This is a genomic window from Pseudomonas sp. GW821-FHT09A09 (assembly GCF_059418405.1).
Map to the genome: position 1 here is coordinate 70,018 of NZ_JBWKPU010000022.1, position 21,780 is coordinate 91,797.

At 60.7% G+C, this 21,780-nt stretch carries 23 protein-coding genes and 1 pseudogene; 9 read left to right on the top strand and 15 right to left on the bottom strand.

Annotation, left to right across the window (positions count from 1 at the left end; translation table 11 throughout):
• Positions 1-21 precede the first annotated feature (21 nt).
• From dxs to AC07OV_RS19465, 5 genes are all read right to left on the bottom strand, one after another.
• Positions 22-1,920 (bottom strand): 1-deoxy-D-xylulose-5-phosphate synthase, encoded by a 1,899-nt coding sequence (gene dxs / locus AC07OV_RS19445; protein ID WP_495092784.1) that lies wholly within the window; start codon positions 1,918-1,920, stop codon positions 22-24.
• A gap of 110 nt (positions 1,921-2,030) precedes the next feature.
• Entirely contained in the window at positions 2,031-2,918 is an 888-nt protein-coding gene (gene ispA, locus AC07OV_RS19450) for a (2E,6E)-farnesyl diphosphate synthase (protein ID WP_495092785.1), read from the bottom strand.
• Positions 2,915-3,157, bottom strand: coding sequence for an exodeoxyribonuclease VII small subunit (locus tag AC07OV_RS19455; protein WP_003176346.1), 243 nt, complete (start codon positions 3,155-3,157; stop codon positions 2,915-2,917). Before AC07OV_RS19455 ends, ispA begins: the two co-directional genes overlap by 4 nt.
• 174 nt (positions 3,158-3,331) lie before the next feature.
• The gene (locus tag AC07OV_RS19460; RefSeq protein ID WP_495092786.1) at positions 3,332-3,712 is read right to left on the bottom strand and encodes a MerR family transcriptional regulator; all 381 of its coding nucleotides are present in this window, start codon (positions 3,710-3,712) and stop codon (positions 3,332-3,334) included.
• Complete coding sequence (locus tag AC07OV_RS19465; protein ID WP_495092787.1) at positions 3,651-4,295, bottom strand: NAD(P)H-dependent oxidoreductase; 645 nt, start codon at positions 4,293-4,295, stop codon at positions 3,651-3,653. Before AC07OV_RS19465 ends, AC07OV_RS19460 begins: the two co-directional genes overlap by 62 nt.
• A gap of 187 nt (positions 4,296-4,482) precedes the next feature.
• Between AC07OV_RS19465 and AC07OV_RS19470 the strand changes: the two are divergent.
• A pseudogene (locus tag AC07OV_RS19470) lies at positions 4,483-5,023 on the top strand (DUF1016 N-terminal domain-containing protein); the annotation flags it as partial.
• A 60-nt stretch (positions 5,024-5,083) separates the two neighbouring features.
• Here the strand turns inward: AC07OV_RS19470 and ycaC are convergent.
• Positions 5,084-5,716 (bottom strand): isochorismate family cysteine hydrolase YcaC, encoded by a 633-nt coding sequence (ycaC, locus tag AC07OV_RS19475; protein WP_176999289.1) that lies wholly within the window; start codon positions 5,714-5,716, stop codon positions 5,084-5,086.
• A 371-nt stretch (positions 5,717-6,087) separates the two neighbouring features.
• Here ycaC and AC07OV_RS19480 point away from each other — a divergent pair, with 371 nt between their 5' ends.
• From AC07OV_RS19480 to AC07OV_RS19515, 8 genes are read left to right on the top strand one after another with little or no spacing between them, the layout of a single operon-like run.
• Entirely contained in the window at positions 6,088-6,669 is a 582-nt protein-coding gene (locus tag AC07OV_RS19480) for a YjfI family protein (RefSeq protein ID WP_494998117.1), read from the top strand.
• Positions 6,670-6,686: 17 nt separating this feature from the next.
• Positions 6,687-7,385, top strand: a complete 699-nt coding sequence (locus AC07OV_RS19485; protein ID WP_176999290.1) for a PspA/IM30 family protein — start codon at positions 6,687-6,689, stop codon at positions 7,383-7,385.
• Between the two features lie 58 nt (positions 7,386-7,443).
• The gene (locus AC07OV_RS19490; protein WP_494998118.1) at positions 7,444-8,004 is read left to right on the top strand and encodes a rhomboid family intramembrane serine protease; all 561 of its coding nucleotides are present in this window, start codon (positions 7,444-7,446) and stop codon (positions 8,002-8,004) included.
• A gap of 59 nt (positions 8,005-8,063) precedes the next feature.
• Complete coding sequence (locus AC07OV_RS19495; RefSeq protein ID WP_495092788.1) at positions 8,064-9,098, top strand: ion channel; 1,035 nt, start codon at positions 8,064-8,066, stop codon at positions 9,096-9,098.
• Positions 9,085-9,759 carry a DUF2491 family protein gene (locus AC07OV_RS19500; protein WP_495092789.1) on the top strand — a complete coding sequence of 225 codons (675 nt, stop codon included), beginning with the start codon at positions 9,085-9,087 and terminating at the stop codon, positions 9,757-9,759. Before AC07OV_RS19495 ends, AC07OV_RS19500 begins: the two co-directional genes overlap by 14 nt.
• 15 nt (positions 9,760-9,774) lie before the next feature.
• The gene (locus AC07OV_RS19505; protein ID WP_176999294.1) at positions 9,775-10,203 is read left to right on the top strand and encodes a DUF350 domain-containing protein; all 429 of its coding nucleotides are present in this window, start codon (positions 9,775-9,777) and stop codon (positions 10,201-10,203) included.
• Between the two features lie 18 nt (positions 10,204-10,221).
• Positions 10,222-10,935: a DUF1190 domain-containing protein gene (locus AC07OV_RS19510; RefSeq protein WP_178924306.1), complete on the top strand. Its 714-nt coding sequence runs from the start codon at positions 10,222-10,224 to the stop codon at positions 10,933-10,935.
• Between the two features lie 12 nt (positions 10,936-10,947).
• A complete protein-coding gene (locus AC07OV_RS19515) occupies positions 10,948-12,105 on the top strand; it encodes a glutathionylspermidine synthase family protein (protein ID WP_495092790.1) in 1,158 nt (385 codons plus the stop codon).
• Between the two features lie 232 nt (positions 12,106-12,337).
• On the opposite strand, the gene AC07OV_RS19520 is transcribed toward AC07OV_RS19515, so the two are convergent.
• From AC07OV_RS19520 to exaC, 9 genes are all read right to left on the bottom strand, one after another.
• Positions 12,338-13,111: a LexA family transcriptional regulator gene (locus AC07OV_RS19520; RefSeq protein ID WP_495092791.1), complete on the bottom strand. Its 774-nt coding sequence runs from the start codon at positions 13,109-13,111 to the stop codon at positions 12,338-12,340.
• 214 nt (positions 13,112-13,325) lie between these two features.
• Positions 13,326-13,853 (bottom strand): inorganic diphosphatase, encoded by a 528-nt coding sequence (ppa, locus tag AC07OV_RS19525; RefSeq protein WP_176999304.1) that lies wholly within the window; start codon positions 13,851-13,853, stop codon positions 13,326-13,328.
• Positions 13,854-13,947: 94 nt separating this feature from the next.
• Positions 13,948-14,778 carry a M90 family metallopeptidase gene (locus tag AC07OV_RS19530; RefSeq protein WP_495092792.1) on the bottom strand — a complete coding sequence of 277 codons (831 nt, stop codon included), beginning with the start codon at positions 14,776-14,778 and terminating at the stop codon, positions 13,948-13,950.
• A gap of 7 nt (positions 14,779-14,785) precedes the next feature.
• Entirely contained in the window at positions 14,786-15,442 is a 657-nt protein-coding gene (locus AC07OV_RS19535) for a DedA family protein (RefSeq protein WP_176999306.1), read from the bottom strand.
• Positions 15,443-15,766: 324 nt separating this feature from the next.
• Positions 15,767-16,225, bottom strand: coding sequence for a GNAT family N-acetyltransferase (locus AC07OV_RS19540; RefSeq protein ID WP_176998552.1), 459 nt, complete (start codon positions 16,223-16,225; stop codon positions 15,767-15,769).
• Between the two features lie 92 nt (positions 16,226-16,317).
• Positions 16,318-17,151, bottom strand: a complete 834-nt coding sequence (eutC, locus tag AC07OV_RS19545) for an ethanolamine ammonia-lyase subunit EutC (RefSeq protein ID WP_495092793.1) — start codon at positions 17,149-17,151, stop codon at positions 16,318-16,320.
• Positions 17,148-18,542, bottom strand: coding sequence for an ethanolamine ammonia-lyase subunit EutB (locus tag AC07OV_RS19550; RefSeq protein ID WP_495092794.1), 1,395 nt, complete (start codon positions 18,540-18,542; stop codon positions 17,148-17,150). The genes eutC and AC07OV_RS19550 overlap by 4 nt, the downstream gene beginning before the upstream one ends.
• Positions 18,543-18,606: 64 nt before the next feature.
• Positions 18,607-20,040 (bottom strand): ethanolamine permease, encoded by a 1,434-nt coding sequence (gene eat / locus AC07OV_RS19555; RefSeq protein WP_176998549.1) that lies wholly within the window; start codon positions 20,038-20,040, stop codon positions 18,607-18,609.
• Positions 20,041-20,248: 208 nt separating this feature from the next.
• Positions 20,249-21,769, bottom strand: coding sequence for an acetaldehyde dehydrogenase ExaC (exaC, locus tag AC07OV_RS19560; RefSeq protein WP_176998548.1), 1,521 nt, complete (start codon positions 21,767-21,769; stop codon positions 20,249-20,251).
• Between the last annotated feature and the right edge of the window lie 11 nt (positions 21,770-21,780).

Here is a 21,780-nt window from a genome sequence, read left to right on the forward strand (position 1 = left end):
CGGCTCCTACAGGTATGGTGTTTACAGGTTGAGCAAGCCCAGGCGTTCACGCACCGACGCCTCGATCCCGGCCTCGTCCAACCCGCATTCGGCCAGCATCTGCGCCGGCTTGGCGTGTTCGACGTACACATCCGGCAAGCCCAGGTGCAGCACCGACTTGAGGATGTTCTCCCGCGCCAGGAACTCGCTGACGGCCGCACCGGCGCCGCCCATGATGGCGTTCTCTTCGACGGTCACCAGCAGCTCATGGCTGCCGGCAATCTCACGCACCAGGTCTTCATCCAGGGGTTTGACGAAACGCATGTCGACCACGGTGGCGTCGAGCTTCTCGGCCACCTTCAGGGCCTCGGCCAATTGCACGCCGAACACTAGGAAGGCGGTCTTGCTGCCTTGGCGACGCACGATGCCCTTGCCGATCTCGATAGGCTCCAGGTCCTTCTCGATCACCGCATTCGGACCGTTGCCGCGTGGGTAGCGCACGGCGGCCGGGCCGTTGTACAGGTGGCCGGTGCTGAGCATCTTGCGCAGTTCGTTTTCGTCGCTCGGCGTCATCACCAGCATGCCGGGGATGCAGCGCAGGTAGGACAAATCGAAGCTGCCGGCGTGGGTCGGGCCGTCTTCGCCCACCAAGCCTGCGCGGTCGATGGCGAACAGCACATCAAGGTTCTGTACCGCCACGTCGTGGACCAGTTGGTCGTAGCCGCGCTGCAGGAAGGTGGAGTAGATCGCCACCACCGGCTTGGCGCCTTCGCAGGCCATGCCGGCCGCAAAGGTCACCGCGTGCTGTTCGGCAATCGCCACGTCGAAGTAGCGCAGCGGGAAACGCTCGCTGAAGGCCACCAGGTCGGAGCCTTCCTTCATCGCCGGGGTAATCCCCACCAGGCGAGGGTCGGCGGCAGCCATGTCGCACAGCCATTCGCCGAACACACCGGAATACTTCGGCCCGCTGGCTTTTTTCGGCGCAGCGGCGGGAGCGTCCAGGGGTTCCAGCTTGGTGATGGCGTGGTAGCCAATCGGGTCGACTTCCGCCGGGGCGAAGCCTTTGCCTTTCTTGGTGACGATGTGCAGGAACTGCGGGCCCTTGAGGTCACGCATGTTGCGCAGCGTGGCGATCAGGGTGGGCAGGTCGTGGCCGTCGATCGGGCCGATGTAGTTCCAGCCCAGTTCTTCGAACAGGGTGCCGGGCACCAGCATGCCTTTGGCATATTCTTCGGTACGGCGGGCAATTTCCCACGCGCCGGGCAGACGCGAGAGCACCTTCTTGCTGCCTTCACGCATGCTGGCATAGGTGCGGCTGGAGAGGATTTTTGCCAGGTAATTGGACAGGCCACCGACATTGCGCGAGATCGACATGTCGTTGTCGTTGAGGATCACCAACATGTTGGCGTCCACTTCCGGCGCATGGTTCAGCGCTTCGAACGCCATGCCGGCGGTCAACGCGCCGTCGCCAATCACCGCAATCGCCTTGCGATCGCTGCCTTGCAGGCGGGCGGCAATGGCCATGCCCAGCGCTGCACTGATGGACGTGCTGGAGTGGCCGACGCCAAAGGTGTCGTACTCGCTCTCGGAGCGACGCGGGAAGGCGGCAATGCCGTCCTTCTGGCGCAACGTGCCCATCTGCTCGCGGCGACCGGTGAGGATCTTGTGCGGATACGCCTGATGGCCCACGTCCCACACCAGCCGGTCATCCGGGGTGTCGAACACGTAATGCAGGGCGATGGTCAGCTCGATGACGCCCAGGCCGGCACCGAAATGCCCACCGGTCTGGCCGACCGTGTAGAGCAATTCCAGGCGCAACTCATCGGCCAGGGTTTCCAGCTCGGCTTCACCCAGTCGACGCAGGCCGGCCGGCGTGACAGCACGGTCAAGCAGGGGCGTGGACGGGCGCTTGCGGGGAATCTCTTGAAACGTCGTGGGCATCAGGCGAATCGTTATAGGTATAGAAGAGGCGGCAGTTTACCTCAAGCATCGCAAACTGCCCACGCAGAGCGCCGAACTTGGCCGATATGCGGCCGTAAAGGCCGCCGTTATCAGTGGCGACGTTCGACGATATACCGCGCCAGGTCACGCAGTGGCTCGGCCGCCGCGTCGAAAGGTCGCAGGGCGTCCAGGGCCTGGTCGCGCAGTTCCAGGGCGTAGGCCTTGGCCGCGTCCAGCCCAAGTAGCGCAGGATAAGTCGGTTTGTCCCGTGCGATGTCGGCACCTTGGCGTTTGCCCAGGGTGGCGGTGTCACTTTCTACGTCGAGAATGTCGTCCTGCACTTGGAAGGCCAGGCCGATGGCGCGGGAGTAGGTCTGTAGGGCGGCCAATTGCGCAGCGGTCGCTTGGCCGCTGGCCAGTGCGCCCAGCTCCACGGCGGCTTCGATCAGCGCGCCGGTCTTGTGGCGATGCATGTGCTCAAGGGCGTGCTGGTCGAGCTTGAGGCTGACCGAACCCATGTCGATGGCCTGCCCGCCGACCATGCCGGCCGGGCCCGCTGCGTGGGCCAACTTGGTCACCATGCGCAGGCGTATCTCGGCATTGACGCTGCTCAAGGCCGGGTCCAGCAACGCGCTGAACGCCAGGCTCTGCAGACCGTCGCCGGCCAGGATCGCATAGGCTTCATCAAAGGCTTTGTGGGTGGTGGGCTGGCCGCGACGCAGGTCGTCATCGTCCATCGCCGGCAGGTCGTCATGCACCAGGGAATAGGCGTGAATCAGCTCCACTGCACAGGCGGCGCCATTGGCCTCTTCGGCCGGCGCACCCAGGGCTTCGCACGCGGCATAGGCCAGCAACGGGCGCACGCGCTTGCCGCCGTTCATCACGCTGTAGCGCATGGCCTCATAGAGGCGGTTCATTTCCGGGCTTGGCGCAACAAACAAGGGCGCAAGCGCCGCATTGACCCGGGCTTGGCTACTGGCCTGATACGCGTCGATCATTCTGGCTGTTCCGCATCGAAAGGTTCTTCGGCCAACTCCCCGTCACGTTCGAGCAGCACTTGCACCTTCTGCTCGGCCTGCGCCAGGGCACTTTGACAGTCACGGGTCAGGCCGATGCCTTGCTCAAACGCTGTCAACGAGTCTTCCAGCGACAACTCGCCGTTCTCCAGACGCTCGACCAGGGTTTGCAGGTCGGCGAGGGATTGTTCGAAATCGAGTGCAACTTTTTTGCGGGCCATGGCGGCTATTCCGGTAGACGGTAAACCGGCGCGACACTAGCAGACATGGGGATTCTGGGCAAATGAGCGGGGGTGTCACTTGTCCGTCGTATTGACAGTTGCGGTTGATCGCGGCTGGTTTCGAACCATTCGTTGTGTGAGCCGAATAGAAACGCTATTCGGCTCATCGTCCACTCAGGCCAGTGCTGTCGCCGATTGAGCGCAGCGGCCTTCTGCGTCCTTTAGCTGGGCTTCGAACGCAAGCAATCCTGCCTGCATCTTTTGCAGTGCTGCAATCTGAGTGGCCAATTCGTGTTTCTTCTCGGCGATTGCCTGGTCCGCCCGTTCCCAAGGCAATGCATCACCTACGTAGCCTGAGAGAATTTCCTGCAACTCCTTAAGCTTGAACCCAAACTGCTGCGCGCACTTTATGAGCATCAATAGCTCGACACTCTGCGCCGAATACACCCGGTACTGCCCCTGGCGTTGCGGCGTGGGCAGCAGCCCGATCGCCTCATAGTGACGGATCGCCTTGACGGTCGTGCTCGACAGTTGCGCGGCTTTGCCGATGTACATGAAAACTCCCTTTTTCAACGAGTGTGCCCGCTTGCTTCAACCACTTTGTTCGCTGCGCCGGCGTAGAGCCCAGCACCGGCCCGAACAGCAGCGTCTTGACTGGCTTGATGCCACAAAACGCCAGGGTGGTCTTGCGCATCTGGTGGACGCCCGGCATGCGATAGAACCAGCGGTAATACCACGGCGGCGTGTCCAGGGTCACCAACAAATGTGCAGTGCGGCCGAGCAACAGCTTGTCGGGGAAAGCCTTGCCCTTGCGGTATTTGAAGGCGAAGCCGGGTAGGAAGATTCGGTCAATGAAACCCTTCATCAACGCCGGAATACCGCCCCACCAGATGGGATAGATGAAGGTCAGGTGGCTCGCCCATAGGATGTCGGCTTGGGCGCTGAGCAGGTCGGGTTCCAACGGTTGGGGTTGGGTGTAGCCGCTGTGCAGATTGGGGTCGAAAACCAGCTCGCCCAAGCGTAGGACGCGGGCTTCATGGCCGGCGATTTTTGCGGCCTGGATGTAGGTATCGGCCAGTGCGGAACACAAGCTGGACGTTGAAGGATGGCCAAGGATAACCAGGGTGCGCGGCGTCATGGGTGGATCCTGAAATAGAGTATTTCAGGGTAAGGGCTGCCGTATAGGGGAGAGTCAAGGCGTAGGGCCGCCATGGCCAGCAGGGCATTCGGTATTGTTTGAAAGGCTCTTCCTTGAGCGTTCTTGGCCCCTTGTGGCCGTCAATGCCCCTGACTAGCCTGCCTCAACACTCAAAGAGCGAAACGGCATGAGCGAACCCGGTATCGGCTTGACCACACCGCCTGCGGGCTACAGCGACTGGTTGACGGACTTGAAAGGCCGAATTCACACGGCGCAACAACGTGCAACACTGGCCGTGAATCGGGAATTGGTGTTGCTCTATTGGCAGATTTGGCCACGACATTTTGACCCGCCAGGCGGAGCAGGGCTGGGGTAGCAAAGTTATTGATCGACTTGCCCAGGATTTGCGCGTGGCGTTTCCCACAATGAAGGGTTTTTCGCCGCGCAATCTCAAGTACATGCGTGCTTTTGCCGAGGCGTGGCCCTGTTCTGAATTTGTGCAACAAGCTGCTGCACAATTGCCCTGGGGCCACAACTTGGTGTTGCTCGACAAACTCCCAGGCCCCGAAACCCGCCGCTGGTACATCGCCCAGGCGATAGAAAACAACTGGTCGCGTAACTCGCTGGTGGTGCACATCGAAAACCGCTTGCTGGAGCACAGCGGCAAAGCTGTCAGCAATTTTGAAAGTCCCCCCAATTTGCCAAGCATCGAGCAGATTGCGCGGGAGTTGGCGGCGCACTAAACAAAAAGCCTGCTTTTCAGGGCAGGCTTTGTGTGCGGTTTTTAATCAGTCCTTACGCGCCGTCAGCGCCGCGTACCCATTCATCAAGTTGCGATAGTTGGGAATACGTTGGGACAACAGGTTCCCCAAGCCTTCGATGTCGTTGCGCCAGTCGCGGTGCAGCTCACAGGCCACCGAGAACCAGTTCATCAGTTGCGCGCCCGCTTGGGTCATCCGGCTCCAGGCCGCCTGTTGCACCGTGGTGTTGAAGGTGCCCGAGGCGTCAGTCACCACGAACACTTCGAACCCTTCCGCCAACGCCGACAAGGTTGGGAACGCTACGCACACATCGGTGACCACACCGGCAATGATGATCTGCTTACGGCCGGTGGCCTTGATCGCCTTGACGAAGTCTTCGTTGTCCCATGCGTTGATCTGGCCAGGGCGGGCGATGTACGGCGCATCCGGGAACATCTCTTTCAGCTCGGGCACCAGCGGGCCGTTGGGGCCTTGTTCGAAGCTGGTGGTGAGGATGGTCGGCAGGTTGAAGAACTTGGCCAGGTCCGCCAGGGCCAGCACGTTGTTCTTGAACTCGTTGGGCGAGAAGTCCTGCACAAGGGAAATCAGGCCGGTCTGGTGGTCGACCAGCAATACGATGGCGTCGTCTTTGTTCAAGCGGTTGTAGGTTGGAGTGCTCATGGTTGAAATCCTTTTTTGTTTAAGTGGGTTTGGCGTTGCGTTCAACATGGGCACAGATTAATGGGCAGGCGATGAGGGATAAATCGGCTGGAACAGGTAATACCGTCAACTCAGAAGAGACAAATGCCAGGCTACTAGCGGTTCTGATGGTGTTCGTCGCGGGGAAATGTGAGACAAAAAATCTCACGCGTGAGCTATTGAGCATTGCAAAAATTGCCTGTAGATTTTCTCACGCGTGAGTTTTTCACAACGAGGTCAGCACCATGAAAAGCAGCTCTCCATCGGGCCAGCCCGCAGGGCCCGATACCGATTCAGCAAGCCTTCAGGGAGAGCGCTTGAAACCGTCCGCGAAAAAACCATCGAGCTTCTACATGAAGCAGATGCGCGCGGGCCTGGCGGCCGCCGGTTATGTGAAACACGAGACTTGGGTGCTTCCCGAAAACCGAAGCCTGCTCAAGCAGATGGAGAAACAGCTCCGCCAGCCGATTCTGGCTGGCTCAATCATGTCGGAGATTTACATGAGCGCAGGCACTAACTGGAACATCGATCGACTGTTCACGGCGCTGCAGGCCCTGGACGAAGTGGTTTCCAACGACATCACGCTTTCTCTGGTTCAAGGCTCGGAGTCCAGCATCAAGCTGGAAATGAACGACTTCGGTGGCTTGCCGATTTACATCGCGGTGGTGGGCGAGCAGATCATCGTCGACACCGTGCTGGTCGACGTCGAGTCCATCAACAACGTCGAAAAATTCAATGACGCCGTGCTGCGCAGCCGGGAAATGTTCCCGCTGTCGTCGATCGGCATCGAGTCCATGCCCAACGGGCAAGTGGTTTACAACATGTTCGGTGCGCTGAGTTCTGACTCCAGCCTCACCAACATCGTGACCGAGGTGAAAACCCTCGTCGACAACGTGCAGCGCGCCAGCGAAGCCTTCGAACGTTTCTTCAATTAAGTATTCGGGAGTATCTGATGACTCAGTCCATCTGGAGCAAACTGTTCACCGCGCTGCGTGGCGGTGCCAGCGAAGTCGGCGAAGCGATCGTCGACCAACAAGCCCTGCGCATCCTCGACCAGGAAATCCGCGATGCCGACACCGCGCTGGCCAACGCCAAGCGTGAGCTGGTCAGCATCATGGCCAAGCACAAGTTGGCCAATGACCGCGTCGGCGAGTACGACGCCAAGATCACGGACCTGGAGACCAAGGCGATGGCCGCCATCCAGGCCAACCGCGAAGACCTGGCCCTCGAAGTGGCCGAAGCCATTTCGACCCTGACCAACGAGCGCGACGCCGAGCAGAAGCAAGCCGCCGAATTCGGTGGTTACGCCGACAGCATGCGTAAGGACATCACCAAGGCCGAAAGCCGGATCAAAAGCCTGCGCCAGCAAGTGGACATGGCCAAGGCGCGTGAAAGCGTGCAAAAGGCTCAGGTCAGCGCGTCCATCGCCAGTGGCGGCGCCAACGGCAAGTTGGAGACGGCCGTTGGCACGCTGAACCGCTTGCAAGCCAAGCAGCAGCAACGCGCCGCTGAACTGGAAGCCCAGGACGAACTGGCCGAGGCCTCGACGGGGACTGACCTGGAACGCAAGTTGCGCGAAGCCGGCATCACGCCGAACGAAGGCAGCGCCAATGCGATTCTGGAGCGCCTGAAGCAGAAGTCGGCTGAGTAAATAATGCCGCAACAGGGAGGGCCTATTCTCGGCCCTTTCTTTTTACGTCGAGGTCAGGATGGACGCCCTCAAGGGTTTCAAGATGATCGCAGGCCTTGCCCTGCTGATGGTCGCACTGCAGCTGTTCAATGTGGCGACCGGTTACAGCCTCATGGCCTTTGGCTTGATCCCCAGGACGGTGCCGGGCCTGTTCGGCATCCTCACTTCACCGTTTTTACACGGGTCCTTGGCTCACCTGAGCGCGAACCTGATTGCCTTTTTGGTACTGGGCACGCTGGTGATGATCGAAGGGTTCAACCGATTCGTGACCGTCAGCATGATCATCATTCTGCTCGGCGGCGCGCTGGTCTGGCTGTTCGGTTTCAGTGGCGTGCACATCGGCGCCAGCGGCTGGGTATTCGGGCTGTGGGCCTACCTGTTGTCGCGTGCCTGGTTCCACAGGAGCTGGACCAACCTGATCACGGCCGGCGTCGTGGCGCTGCTGTATGGCGGCCTGGTCTTTGGCTTCCTGCCGCGCCAGGGCGTTTCCTTCGAGGGGCATCTGTTTGGTGCGCTCGCCGGATTTATTGCGGCCAAGGTACTTCTCTCTGCGCCGCGCAGCAGGTTTAATGCCGGCTGAGCGCACTGGAGCATCCAGGCGTCGAGGCGATGGCAACTACCCAGGGAATCAGGGGCAAAATGTCGATTTTTCTTTTGTTGCGCCTATACGCCTCGTCCCTCTTTCACCGTTTCGGCTGGGCAGGTCTGGTCATCGCCTTGGGTTTGCACCTGAGCACGGCGTACCTGGGCCTGGTGCTACTGGGCGAACAGCACCTCACCACGCTCGCCACGTTTATTTACTTCTACCTCACTACCACCCTCACCGTCGGTTATGGCGACCTCGCGCCGCAGACCTCGGCCGGGCGGGTGTTCGTGGCCGCCTGGATCATGCTCGGCGGCATTGCGCTGCTGACGGCAGCCATCGGCAAAACCACCAGCAGTGTCATCGATGCATGGAGAAAAGGCATGAAGGGCAAAGGCGATTTCACCGGCAAGGTCGGCCACACGGTGCTCATTGGCTGGGAAGGCGCATCCAGTGAGCGGGTCATCGAGTTGTTGCTGCAAGATGAAACCTCGAACGACAACCTGATCGTCATTTGCGATTGCACCCTTGATGAAAACCCCATGCCCGGCAAAGCGGCGTTCATCCGCGGTGAAAGCCTGTCGTCCACCGCGTTATTGCTGCGTGCGGGTGTGCCCGGCGCCGAACGTGTACTGGTGCGAACCCCGTCGGACGACCTGACACTCGCCACCGTGCTGGCGGTGAACCAACTGAGCCCTGTCGGCCATGTGGTCGCCCACTTCAATGAAAGTGAAATCGCCGCACTCGCCAGCTCCTACGCGCCGCGGCTGGAATGCACCTCAAGCATGGCCATCGAGATGCTGGTGCGTGCTTCCCAGGACCCGGGCTCGTCAGTCGTCATCAATGAGTTGTTGTGCGTGGGCCAAGGCGCCACCCAATACTTGATGAAATTGCCCGAGGCCTTCGAAGCCACCTTCGGCGACCTGTACAGCCGCATGAAGGAGCATCACAACGCCACCCTCATCGGCTACCGCGCCAAAGGCGCCCAGCAACCTTCGATTAACCCGCCCAGCGCAACGCGCGTCGAGGGCGGCGAACTCTTCTACATCGCCTCCACCCGCCTCAAGGACATTTCCAATGGGATGGTTTAAACAGTTGATGGGGCTTGAAGCCCCGAACGCGCGCACTGAGTCGCAACAGGCGGCCGGCCAAACCCTGCCGAGCACCGGCCCGCTGGGCCTGGCACCGGGCAAAGGCGTGATGTTCGACTCCAGCCTCAAATTGCTGCTCGACGAGAAAACCTCGGTCGTCATCCCCGGCTCCCAGGAGATCTGGAGCAACGGCACCGTCGACCTCGGGCAATCGACCTGGCTGTCGCGCTATTACATGAACGACGAAGACTACTGGCTGCAAGTGCACACCACCGGCGAAATCGCCGGGCAGGTGGAGTCGGTAATCCTGTTCAACTACCTGAGCTACGTCACCCTCAGCAGCGAAGCGGAACTGCGCCGGCTGGCCGGCCCGCAAAGCCCGATCGGGCTGCCGACCTACACCCACAACGGCGTCGAATTCACCCGTGTGTGGGGCAGCGAAGCGGGCCAGACCGAGCTGGTGGCGATGACCGAGCACGTGGTCAATCCCGAAGAGGCCTACAGCGTCGAGCACCGTTCGATGCTATACGCCCGTGACACCGGCCTGACGGACCGCCGCGAGTTCCTGCTGTTTTCCGTCGAAGAAGACGCCGAAGGCACCATCAGCCTGAGCACGTCGCTGGGCATTTCGCTGTACACAACCGACCTGACCGCGCTCTAAACAAGGAAGCCATTCATGCTAGAAGCTCTCTCCATCTCCCTGAACAAAGCCGCCGTACTCGGGTTTGTCCTCTACATCCTCGGGGCTGCCGTCCTGTTCGTGCTGTTCCAGTTCCTCTACACCCGCATCACCCCGCACAAAGAGTTCGAGCTGATCCGTGCGGGCAACGTGTCTGCGGCGGTCGCCCTGGGCGGCGCCATCGTCGGCTTTGCCATTCCGGCCAGCAACGTGATCGCTTACTCGATCAGCCTCCTCGACTTCGTTGTCTGGGCGCTGATCGCGGCAGTCGTGCAACTGTTGGCGTTCCTGCTGACCAGCCTGGTGCTCAAAGGCACGTCCGAGCGCATCAAGAATGGCGAACTGGCGGCCGGTATCTACGTGGCGGCCGTGGCCATCAGCGTCGGCATGTTGAATGCCGCGTGCATGACGCCAACCTCGAACTGATCGCCCACGGAGCTCCCGATGAAACGAAGCAAGTACGTCCAGCTGTCGCTGGCAGCGTCGGTCGCCATGGCGATATCCGGCTGTGGGCCAACGGAAAAAACCTACGATTTGCAGAAGAAGTACAACTTTCAGTCGGTGCAGCAATGCGCCGATGAAAAACTGCCGGTGGACGTCTGCTCGGACGCCTACATGACCGCCATGGCCGAGCACCGCCGCATTGCGCCGGTGTACGACAACCAGGCCGATTGCGATGCCGACTTTGTTGCCGACTGGTGCCAGCAAGACTCCACCGGCAAATTCATCCCCCGGTTGGGCGGTTTCGAACTGACCGCCGAAGGCCGGGTGACGCAGTCCCAGGTCGACGCGGCCAACGCCCAAGTCGGTGGCGCACAAGCCAACAGCGGCGGCTCGGGCTTTTCCACCAGCAGCCTGCTGACCGGTCTGCTGATCGGCAACATGCTCAGCAACAACCGCAACAGCTACCGCTCCGAGCCGGTGTACCGCTACCGCGATGACCGTGGCGACTACGGTTCCTCAACGCTCAGCCAGCGCGTCTCCAAAGGCTCGACCTTCAGCCGCTCGAACCAGGCCCGATACGGCAGCAGCAACTACTCGAACACGCTGCGCACCTCCAACAAATCCAGCACCGTTGCATCGGCCACCTCCCGTGGCGGCTTCGGCAGCAAGGCCAGCGCACGCAGCGGCTGGGGCGGCGGCGGGTCGAGCAGTTAAGGAAGGCGAGCCATGAAGAAAATCCACTGCGCAGAACGTCACGACTGGAAACAGACCGCCGACAGCCTCGGCTTTCTGTTCCACACCATCGACGACGAACCCTACTGGGACGAAAGCGCGTACTACCAGTTCACGCTCAAGCAAATCGAGCACGACCTGGAAGACCCGACCACCGAGATCCATGACATGTGCATGGACCTCGTCGCCCGCGTGGTCGAGAGCGAAGAACTGCTGGAACGCCTGAGCATCCCCGCGCCGTTCTACGACATGATCCGCACCTCATGGCGCGAAGGCCACCCGCACCTGTACGGGCGCATGGACTTCTCCTACAACGGCACCGGCCCCGCCAAACTGCTCGAACTCAACTACGACACCCCCACCAGCCTCTACGAAGCCGCCGCGTTCCAATGGGGCTGGCTGGAACAATGCATCGAACGCGGCCTGCTGCCCAAACACGCCGACCAATTCAACAGCATCGACACCAAACTGCACCAGGCCTTCGCCCAACTGCAGATCAACCAACCGTTCTACTTCGCCTCGATGAAAGACTCGGTCGAAGACAAAGGCACCACCGACTACCTGCGCCTCGTCGCCGAAAAAGTCGGCATCGAATCCCGCCACATCGACATCGAAGACATCGGCCTCACCGCCGAAGGCCGCTTCGTCGACCTTGAAGATCGCTGGATTCCCCACCTGTTCAAACTGCACGCCTGGGAATTCATCTTCCACGAACCCTTCGGCGCCGCGATCGCCGAGAGCGACACACAGTTCTTCGAGCCCGCGTGGAAATCCATCCTCTCCAACAAAGGCATCCTGCCGCTGCTGTGGGACTTCAACAAAGGCCACCCCAACTTACTCGCGGCGCACCTGGATACCGACCCGGGCAAAGCCGTGCCCAAAGGCTGGGTGCGCAAGCCATTCTTCTCACGGGAAGGGGCGAACATCGAACTGCAAACGGCGGATGGGCTGATCGTAAAAGAGGACGGGCCTTACACCGATGCGCCGTTCATCCTGCAGGAGTTTGCTCCGCTGCCGAAGTTTGGGGACAGCTATACGCTGATTGGGTCTTGGGTGATTGGGGACCAGGCGGCGGGGATTGGCGTGCGAGAAGACAATAGTTTGATCACCAAGGATTCGAGCCGGTTTTTGCCGCATTTGATATTGGATTGAGGACGTTAGTAAGGATTATTTCGGACATTAAAAAGCCGGCTTGTGGCCGGCTTCTCGGGGACTGCTTCAGCTTGTTTTTGACAAACCTCACCAGCCTTCAAATCGCTCAGCCCACGTTGCGTCGGGCTGAATAGTAAGGGCATCCGCGGGAACTCCTCCGCTTCGTCAGGCAAGGTGGATAGCGCAAAGTCACCCCCTGCCAAATGTGGGCCGCATGATACCCACATTCACCTCAAATGCCCACCTCCGGATCCGATTTAGAGCCTTCCCAGCCCAATACATGCTCATCCAGCGGCACGGGTGGGCGGCGGTTATTCAGGGTGGACCACCAGAACACCCAGCCCACGATCTGGAAGTTCTGTTCGAAGCGTTGCTCGTACGTGAGGTATTCGTCGGGGTGTTCGCCGGCGTTGTGGCTGCGCATGCGCAAACCGCCGCCTGGGCGGTTGTAGAGGTATTTGATGCGCAGCATGCCGTCGTGTTCTACGGCGTAGATTTCGCCGTCGATGATTTGGGTGCGGCCTCGGTCGATGGCGAGGGTGGCACCTTGTTGGATGATGTCGATCATGCTGTTGTCGACCATGTAGGCACCCAGGGCGCGGTCGGGGTTTACGTTGAGGGCCTGGAGCGTGTGCAGGGTGACGCGGATGCATTCGGTGGAGGTGAAGGAGGGGTGGAGGTCGATCTCCACGTCGATTTTTTCCGGGCTGGGGGCGGGGCCTGTGAGGTATTTGCCGGCGTCTTCGCGGGCAGAGAGCGCGTTCCTTGCGTTGGGGCCTTCCAGCAGGAAGTTGGCCGGTGGGTGTTTGGGGCCTTCGCCGGTGCGCAGCCAACGGCTGGAGATGCACAGCAGTTCTGCGATCTCGTTGAGTCGGCCCATGGGCACGCCGCGCTTGAACCAGTTGTTCACGTGCTGGGGCGTGACGCCGCGGTTCTTGGCGAAGTCGGAGGCGGAAAGGTGGACTTCCCGTAGTAGCGCTTTTAAGCGATCACCTGATGTATTCATAAACGCAGAGCTTACTGACCGGGGGAACAGATCAAATAAACCATGCGTTGAGCGGCGCCTGTAGGTCTTTGCTTAGTTGTAGCCCGATACTTCTATTGTGGATGGCAATTAAACATCATCTATAAAATGTTGAACTTGCCGTTTAATTTTTCCCACAAAAAAAGCCCCGAATGATCGGGGCTTTTTTTATTGCCGGGGCAATGAGGAGCGGGTATCAGCCTTTGTAGGCAGCGACCGACTTCAGGATCTCGGCGCGGGCGGCGTCTGCGTTGCCCCAGCCTTCGATCTTCACCCATTTGCCTTTTTCGAGGTCTTTGTAGTTCTCGAAGAAGTGCTTGATCTGTTCCAGCAGCAGTGGCGGCAGGTCGGTGTATTCCTTCACGTCCACGTACAGCTGGGACAGCTTGTCGTGTGGTACCGCGATAACCTTGGCGTCGCCGCCGCCGTCGTCGGTCATGTTCAGGATGCCGACTGGACGTGCGCGGATCACCGAGCCTGGCGCAACCGGGTAAGGGGTTACGACCAGCACGTCGAGGGGGTCACCGTCGTCGGCCAGAGTGTTTGGGATGAAACCGTAGTTGGCCGGGTAGAACATTGGGGTGGCCATGAAACGGTCAACGAACAGGCAATCGCTGTCTTTGTCGATTTCGTATTTGATCGGCGCGTGGTTGGCCGGAATCTCGATGGCGACGTAGATGTCGTTCGGCAGGTCTTTGCCAGCCGGAATCTTGCTGTAGCTCATTGGGCGTTGCCCCCGTTAATTGGCCATGAAACATGGCCGGATTGGCCTAAAAGTGGCGGCGATTATAGGCATATTCTGACGCCGATGCCATGCGTCAGACGTCGTACGGCGCCTGGGGTTCAGTCCGGTACCGCGCGTCGCTGGCCTGCAGTTGGGTCAAGCGGGCCAGGGGATCCTGGCGGTAAAAGCGGCTGAGCTGCGCGTACACCTGTGGATAACTATTGACCAGTAAATCCGGGGCGCTGAAGAAGTATTCGCTGGTGACGGCAAAGAACTCGGCCGGGTTTTCGGCGGCGTAGGGGTCGATCTCGGTTTCGACGTGCGGGTTGGCGTCGAGCTGGCGATTGAGGTCGTCGTAGGCGCTTTGCATCACGCTGGCCCATTCTTGCACGCGCATGTCGCTGTGCAGCGGCGGCAGGCCGTTGGCGTCGCCGTTGAGCATGTCCAGCTTGTGGGCCAGCTCGTGGATGACCAGGTTGTAGCCTTCCCACTGGCCGCTTGCTAGCACGCCGGGCCAGGCCAGGATCACCGGGCCTTGTTGCCAGGCTTCGCCGCTGTGTTCGCCGTCCCACTCGTGTTCGATACCGCTGCTGTCGCGGTGGCGTTGTGGGCTTAAGAAGTCGTCGGGGTACAGCACGATTTCGTGGAAGCCCTGGTACCAGTCGAGGTCGCCCAGGTTCATCAGCGGCAGTTGCGCTTGGGCGGCGAGCAGCAGGCGTTGTTCCTGATGCAGCTCGACGCCGGGCAGGGCGGTGAGGTGTTTTTCGTCGAGGAATACCACGCAGGCTTCACGCAACCAATGGTCTTGCTCGGCGCTGATGCCGTCGAGGAAGGTCAGGTGGTGGCGCACCCGCTGCCAGGTGTCATCGGCAATCGGGTGCTTGGCCAGCAGGCGCCGGCGACGCCAGGCGCTGAGGGACCACATCGTAAAATTACTGCGACTTGGCTTCGGAGGACGCGCGACCAAAGCGGCTGCGGGCCACGCCAATGATCATCGGCACCAGGGACAGCAGGATGATGAACACCACCAGCAGCGACAGGTTTTTCTTGATGAACGGCACGTTGCCGAAGAAGTAACCCAGGGTCACCAGGCCGCCGACCCAGATGATGGTGCCGAACACGCTGAAGCCGAAGAAGCGTGGGTAGGGCATTTTGGCGATGCCGGCGACGAACGGGGCAAAGGTGCGCAGGATCGGCAGGAAACGCGCCAGGGTCACGGTTTTGCCGCCGTGCTTGTCGTAGAAGTCGTGGGTCTTCTGCAGGTAGTCGCGGCGGAAGATTTTCGAGTTCGGGTTACTGAACAACCGTTCTCCGGCCGTTCGGCCTATCACGTAGTTGGTACTGTCCCCGAGGATCGCCGCCAACATCAACAGACCGCCCAGCAGGATCGGGTCCATGCCGCCGCCCGCGGCGATGGCGCCTGCAATAAACAGCAACGAATCACCCGGCAGGAACGGCATGACCACCAGGCCGGTCTCGCAAAAAATCACCAGGAACAGGATGGCGTAGATCCACACGCCGTAATTCCTCACCAGCGTATCGAGATACACGTCGAGATGCAGGATAAGGTCTAGCGGGTTGAAATCCATGGATGGCACCTGTGTGAATGGCCCGGCTCAGCAGGCCTGTGCGGGGGCGTCGGGAAATAAGGCTACAAGTCTATGTCGCGATTCTTACAACCCTGAGAGGTTCGCATTATACGGATTGAGAGGTGAAAAGCGTGTTGGTTTTGTAGCGGGGGATGTCGCGATGCAGCGGCTGTCACCGTTCACCTGTCGGCATTGGTTTGTGTAGGAGCTGGCTTGCCAGCGATGCAGGCACTTCGGTGTATCGGTGAGACCGAGGTGATGCTATCGCCGGCAAGCCAGCTCCTACAAAAGCCAGTTCGCCTAGGGGATTTGCGGTGTTTGGGCTTAGTCTTCGCTGATCGGCAACACGTAGTTCTTGAACTCCGTGTCCTCGCGAAACCCGATTGACTCGTACGTCTTTTGCGCCACTTCGTTGTCACTGCTGGTCGACACCCGCAGCCGTACCGCGTGGGTTTCCTTGGCCATCTTCTTCGCCGTGCGCATCAGGTTGTCTGCCACCAGTTGGCGGCGGGCGTCTTCGGCCACGTAGATGTCGTTGAGGATCCACACGCGCTTGAGCGACAGCGACGAATAGCTCGGGTACAACTGGCAGAAGCCGAGCAGCTTCTTGTCGTCATCATCAGCCAGGGCCAGGTAGATCACCGATTCCTTGCGGCGCAGGCGCTTTTCCAGAAAGGCCCGCGACGAGTCCGGAAAGGGCAGGGCACCATAAAACTCTCGGTATTTGACGAACAGCGGGGTCAACAGGTCCAGGTGTTCCAGGGTCGCTTGAGTAATCCGCATGCCAGGCCTCAACTTCCAAAGGGGGAATGACCACACAAGCGGCCGTGACTCGATGCTGCCTAATGGCGCGAAAAAGCGCAATCATGCAGCAATCAGTCATCCGGTGAACTGAGCAGGAAATTGCCTTTCATCAGGTCAGGATCATCCGATTCGATGGTCTGAACCTGCGCCTCGTCCTTGAGATTGACCCCCGACAGCTGCCGACGACACGCCTCTCGCATCAAGTAAAGCAGGCGATGCGCGGCCATGCCGTAGCTCAGGCCTTCCAGGCGCACATTGGAGATGCAGTTGCGGTAGGCGTCGGTGAGGCCGACCTTGGGGTTATAGGTGAAATACAGGCCCAGGCTGTCCGGTGAGCTGAGCCCCGGCCGTTCGCCGATCAGAATGACGGTCATCTTGGCCCCCAGCAGCTGGCCCACTTCATCCGCCACCGCCACGCGGCCCTGTTCCACCAGGATGACCGGCGACAACGACCAACCGTCGGCGCTGCTCTGTTCCTCCAGGCGCGTCAGAAACGGCAAGGTGTGTTTATGCACCGCCAGTGCCGACAGGCCATCCGCGACCACCACCGCCAAGTCCACGCCACCGGGATTGGCCGACGCATGATCGCGCAGCAATTGGGCCGACTCATCGCTCAAGCGCCGCCCCAGGTCTGGGCGTTGCAGGTACAGGTGACGGTCAGTGGCCGCACTGTGCAGCAACAGGCTGTCGCGCCCGCGCTCGGCCACCTGGCTGCTGAGGCCGGCATGGTCGAAGGGCAAATGCACTGCGTCCCGCGCCTGGGCGTGGGCAAACTGGAAGTCCAGCTGTGCGCTGGTGGGGATGCTGGTGCCGGTGCGGCCCAGGGCAATACGCGCCGGGGTCAGGCGGCGCAGTTCCAGCCACGGGTTGTCAGGCAGGTCGAGTTGCACGGGCGGCTCCTTCATCCCAGTTGCGCCAAGGCTTGGCGGAAGGCCGGTGGCAGGCTGTTGCCAAACTGCACCTTACCGTCGGCTTGCGTGAAAATGCCCATTTTGGCCAGCCACTGTTCAAACTCCGGCGCCGGCTTTAAACCCAATGTTTGGCGGGCGTATAGGGCGTCGTGAAACGAGGTGGTCTGGTAGTTGAGCATGATGTCATCGGAGCCCGGGATGCCCATGATGAAGTTGATCCCGGCAACCCCCAGCAGGGTCAGCAGGGTGTCCATGTCGTCCTGGTCGGCTTCGGCATGGTTGGTGTAGCAGATGTCACAACCCATCGGCACGCCGAGCAACTTGCCGCAGAAGTGGTCCTCAAGGCCGGCGCGGATGATCTGCTTGCCGTTGTACAGGTACTCGGGGCCGATAAAGCCTACGACCGTATTCACCAAAAACGGCTTGAAATATCGGGCCACCGCGTAGGCGCGGGTCTCACAGGTTTGCTGGTCGACGCCAAAGTGCGCGTTGGCCGACAAGGCGCTGCCCTGGCCGGTCTCGAAATACATCAAATTCTGGCCCAGCGTGCCGCGCTTGAGGCTCAAGCCCGCGTCGTAACCTTCCTGCAGCACGCTCAGGCTGATGCCGAAACTGGCGTTGGCCGCCTCAGTGCCGGCAATCGATTGAAACACCAAGTCCAGCGGTACGCCGCGGTTGATCGCTTCAATCGAGGTGGTGACGTGGGTCAGCACGCACGCCTGGGTCGGGATCTCATAACGCTGGATGATCGCGTCGAGCATCTCCAGCATGGCGCAGATCGAGGCGATGCTGTCGGTGGCCGGGTTGATGCCGATCATGGCGTCGCCGTTGCCGTAGAGCAGGCCATCGAGAATGCTCGCGGCGATGCCGGCCGGTTCGTCCGTCGGGTGGTTGGGTTGCAGGCGCGTGGATAAACGCCCGCGCAGGCCCAGGGTGCCGCGAAACTGCGTGACCACGCGGATCTTCTGCGCCACCAGCACCAGGTCCTGCACGCGCATGATCTTGGACACGGCGGCGGCTATTTCCGGTGTCAGCCCGGGCGCCAAGGCGCGTAGGGAATGTTCGTCAGCCGCGTCACTGAGCAGCCAGTCGCGCAGGCCGCCGACGGTCAAATGGCTGACCACCGCAAACGCCTGTTTATCATGGGTATCGATGATCAGCCGAGTGACTTCGTCGCTTTCATAGGGGATCAGCGCTTCTTCGAGGAAGTGCTTGAGCGGGATATTCGCCAGCGCCATCTGCGCCGCCACCCGCTCACCGTCGTTCTGCGCGGCGACGCCGGCCAGGAAGTCCCCCGAACGTGCGGGGCTGGCCTTGGCCATCACGTCCTTGAGGCTGTCGAAGCGGTAGGTTTGAGCGCCTACCGCGTGGGAAAAGCTTGCCATACAGTGTCTCCTTGGCGATGCGGGCCCAATGTGATCAAGGGGCCCGCGTCGAGGTTTACGGCATTCAGTGCAAGGCGGCCTCTGCGGCCTGGATCGCCGCGAATTCCTCTTCGGGCGTGCCTGCTACCAAGTGATGCCGGCTGTAGAAAGCAAAGTAAGCAATTAATACTCCATAGATGATCGCGGCGCCAATCACCACCCGTGGGTCCACCAGAAAGCCCGCCACCACGGCCACGCAGGCCAGTACCAGGGCGATGCCGGACGTAAAGATACCGCCTGGCGTGCGGTACGGACGCTCCATTTTGGGGCGACGGATACGCAGCGTGATGTGCGCGGCCATCATCAGCACGTAGGAAATGGTCGCGCCAAACACCGCCACCAGGATCAACAGGTCGCCCTGGCCGGTCAGCGACAAGCCAAAACCGATAATGCCGGGGATCACCAGGGCCAGCACGGGCGCCTTGCTCTTGTTGGTCTGCGACAGTTTGCGCGGCAGGTAGCCCGCGCGGGACAAGGCGAAGATCTGCCGCGAATAGGCGTAGATGATCGAGAAGAAGCTGGCGATCAGGCCCGCCAGGCCCACCAGGTTGACGAAGCCGCCCATCCACGTTGAACCGCCGTAGGACAAAGCCAGCGCTTCCACCAACGGGTTGCCGGATTTGACCAGCGCATAGGTGCCGGCGCCGCCCGGTGCGATCACCAGGATCAACAGGGCAAAACTGGTCAGCACCACAATGGCGCCGATCAGGCCGCGGGGCAGGTCGCGCTTGGGGTTCTTGGTTTCTTCGGCGGCCAGGGGCACGCCTTCTACCGCGAGGAAAAACCAGATGGCATAGGGAATCGCCGCCCACACGCCGACATAACCGAACGGCAGGAAGGTGCTGGCGCCCTTAGCTTCGGTCACTGGAATGTCCAGCAGGTTGGCCACGTTGAAGTGCGGCACCATCGACACCAGGAACACGCCCAGCGCAATCGCTGCAATGGCGGTAATCACAAACATCAGCTTCAAGGCTTCACCGACGCCGAAGATGTGGATGCCGATAAAGATGATGTAGAACGCCAGGTAAATCATCCAGCCGCCGATACCGAACAGCGACTCACAGTAGGCGCCGATAAACACCGCGATGGCGGCGGGGGCGATGGCGTATTCGATCAGGATGGCGGTGCCCGTGAGGAACCCGCCCCAGGGGCCAAAGGCGCTGCGGGCAAAGCCGTAGCCGCCACCGGCGGTAGGAATCATGGAAGACAGTTCGGCCAGGGAAAAACACATGCACAGGTACATGGTGGCCATCAGCAATGTGGCGAGGAACATCCCGCCCCAGCCACCCTGGGCCAGGCCGAAGTTCCAGCCGGCATAGTCGCCGGAGATCACGTACGCAACGCCAAGGCCTACCAGCAGCACCCAGCCAGCGGCGCCTTTTTTGAGTTCGCGTTGTTGGAAGTAGTGGGAGTCAACTTTTTCGAAGTCGACAGAAGATCCAGTCGGTTCGCTAGGCATGGGAAAGTATCGTCCGTTGTTATTGTTTTATTCCGGCCTCTTCGTGCCGAATGCGTTTTGCAAGTACTTATGAAGATCTAAAACTGTGGGAGCTGGCTTGCCTGCGATAGCGGAGTGTCAGCCAATGCATCGCCAACTGGCCCACCGTTATCGCAGGCAAGCCAGCTCCCACATTTGATTGCATTTCAAATGTGGGAGGGGTTATTGGTTAGAAGAACCCGAGTGGATTAATGTCGTAGCTCACCAGCAGGTTCTTGGTCTGCTGGTAGTGATCCAACATCATCTTGTGGGTCTCACGGCCCACACCGGACTTCTTGTACCCCCCGAACGCGGCATGCGCCGGGTACAGGTGGTAGCAGTTGGTCCATACGCGGCCCGCCTTGATCGCCCGGCCCATGCGGTAGGCGCGGTTGATGTCGCGGGTCCACACGCCGGCACCCAGACCGAACTCGGTGTCGTTGGCAATCGCCAGGGCTTCGGCTTCGTCTTTGAAGGTGGTGATGCTCACCACCGGGCCAAAGATTTCTTCCTGGAACACGCGCATTTCGTTGGTGCCCTTGAGCAGGGTCGGCTGGATGTAATAGCCGCCCGCCATGTCGCCTTCGAGCTTCTCGACCTTGCCACCCGTGAGCAGTTGCGCGCCTTCGCCCTTGGCGATTTCCAGGTACGACAGGATCTTGTCGAATTGCTGCTCCGACGCCTGGGCGCCGACCATGGTGTCGGTGTCCAGCGGGTCGCCGCGTTTGATCGACTCGATCTTCTTCATGACCACTTTCATGAACTCGGGGTAGATCGACTCCTGTACCAGCGCGCGGGACGGGCAGGTGCACACTTCGCCCTGGTTGAAGAACGCCAATACCAGGCCTTCAGCGGCTTTCTCGATGAAGGACGGCTCGGCCTTCATGATGTCGTCGAAGAAGATGTTCGGCGACTTGCCGCCCAGCTCAACAGTGGACGGAATAATGTTCTCGGCCGCCGCATGCATGATGTGCGAGCCCACCGGCGTGGAGCCGGTGAAGGCAATCTTGGCGATGCGCTTGCTGGTGGCCAGGGCCTCGCCGGCTTCTTTACCGAAACCGTGCACCACGTTCAGCACGCCCGGTGGCAGCAGGTCGCCGATTACTTCCAGCAGCACGTTGATGCCCAGCGGGGTTTGCTCGGCGGGCTTGAGCACCACGCAGTTGCCCGCCGCCAGGGCCGGTGCGAGTTTCCAGGCGGCCATCAGCAGTGGGAAGTTCCACGGGATGATCTGGCCCACCACGCCCAGCGGTTCGTGGAAGTGGTACGAGGCGGTGTGTTCGTTGATCTCGGCGCTGGTGCCTTCCTGGGCGCGGATGCAACCGGCGAAGTAGCGGAAGTGGTCGGCGGCCAGCGGGATGTCGGCGTTGAGGGTTTCACGCACGGCCTTGCCGTTGTCCCAGGTTTCGGTGATGGCCAGCAGTTCGAGGTTCTGTTCGATGCGGTCGGCGATTTTCAGCAGCACCAGCGAGCGGTCCTGGGCCGAGGTCTTGCCCCAGGCGTCGGCGGCGGCGTGGGCGGCGTCCAGCGCCTTGTCGATGTCTTTGGCCGTGGAGCGAGGGAATTCTGCGATGGGCTTGCCGTTGACCGGCGAGGTGTTGGTGAAGTAGTTGCCATCGACCGGCGCAACGAATTCGCCACCGATGTAGTTGCCGTACTTGGCCTTGAACGAAACGATGGCGCCTTCAGTACCGGGGTGTGCGTAACGCATGGTGGGTATCT

Coding starts and splice junctions, on each gene's coding strand:
- AC07OV_RS19515 (WP_495092790.1), top strand. CDS start 10,948: ATGAAGAAAATCCACTGCGCAGAACGTCACGACTGGAAACAGACCGCC.
- AC07OV_RS19480 (WP_494998117.1), top strand. CDS start 6,088: ATGAAGCAGATGCGCGCGGGCCTGGCGGCCGCCGGTTATGTGAAACAC.
- exaC (WP_176998548.1), bottom strand. CDS start 21,769: ATGCGTTACGCACACCCCGGTACTGAAGGCGCCATCGTTTCGTTCAAG.
- AC07OV_RS19495 (WP_495092788.1), top strand. CDS start 8,064: ATGTCGATTTTTCTTTTGTTGCGCCTATACGCCTCGTCCCTCTTTCAC.
- AC07OV_RS19460 (WP_495092786.1), bottom strand. CDS start 3,712: ATGTACATCGGCAAAGCCGCGCAACTGTCGAGCACGACCGTCAAGGCG.
- AC07OV_RS19540 (WP_176998552.1), bottom strand. CDS start 16,225: ATGCGGATTACTCAAGCGACCCTGGAACACCTGGACCTGTTGACCCCG.
- AC07OV_RS19490 (WP_494998118.1), top strand. CDS start 7,444: ATGGACGCCCTCAAGGGTTTCAAGATGATCGCAGGCCTTGCCCTGCTG.
- eutC (WP_495092793.1), bottom strand. CDS start 17,151: ATGAAGGAGCCGCCCGTGCAACTCGACCTGCCTGACAACCCGTGGCTG.
- dxs (WP_495092784.1), bottom strand. CDS start 1,920: ATGCCCACGACGTTTCAAGAGATTCCCCGCAAGCGCCCGTCCACGCCC.
- AC07OV_RS19520 (WP_495092791.1), bottom strand. CDS start 13,111: ATGAATACATCAGGTGATCGCTTAAAAGCGCTACTACGGGAAGTCCAC.
- AC07OV_RS19500 (WP_495092789.1), top strand. CDS start 9,085: ATGGGATGGTTTAAACAGTTGATGGGGCTTGAAGCCCCGAACGCGCGC.
- ispA (WP_495092785.1), bottom strand. CDS start 2,918: ATGATCGACGCGTATCAGGCCAGTAGCCAAGCCCGGGTCAATGCGGCG.
- AC07OV_RS19455 (WP_003176346.1), bottom strand. CDS start 3,157: ATGGCCCGCAAAAAAGTTGCACTCGATTTCGAACAATCCCTCGCCGAC.
- ycaC (WP_176999289.1), bottom strand. CDS start 5,716: ATGAGCACTCCAACCTACAACCGCTTGAACAAAGACGACGCCATCGTA.
- AC07OV_RS19465 (WP_495092787.1), bottom strand. CDS start 4,295: ATGACGCCGCGCACCCTGGTTATCCTTGGCCATCCTTCAACGTCCAGC.
- AC07OV_RS19550 (WP_495092794.1), bottom strand. CDS start 18,542: ATGGCAAGCTTTTCCCACGCGGTAGGCGCTCAAACCTACCGCTTCGAC.
- AC07OV_RS19530 (WP_495092792.1), bottom strand. CDS start 14,778: ATGTGGTCCCTCAGCGCCTGGCGTCGCCGGCGCCTGCTGGCCAAGCAC.
- AC07OV_RS19505 (WP_176999294.1), top strand. CDS start 9,775: ATGCTAGAAGCTCTCTCCATCTCCCTGAACAAAGCCGCCGTACTCGGG.
- eat (WP_176998549.1), bottom strand. CDS start 20,040: ATGCCTAGCGAACCGACTGGATCTTCTGTCGACTTCGAAAAAGTTGAC.
- AC07OV_RS19535 (WP_176999306.1), bottom strand. CDS start 15,442: ATGGATTTCAACCCGCTAGACCTTATCCTGCATCTCGACGTGTATCTC.
- ppa (WP_176999304.1), bottom strand. CDS start 13,853: ATGAGCTACAGCAAGATTCCGGCTGGCAAAGACCTGCCGAACGACATC.
- AC07OV_RS19510 (WP_178924306.1), top strand. CDS start 10,222: ATGAAACGAAGCAAGTACGTCCAGCTGTCGCTGGCAGCGTCGGTCGCC.
- AC07OV_RS19485 (WP_176999290.1), top strand. CDS start 6,687: ATGACTCAGTCCATCTGGAGCAAACTGTTCACCGCGCTGCGTGGCGGT.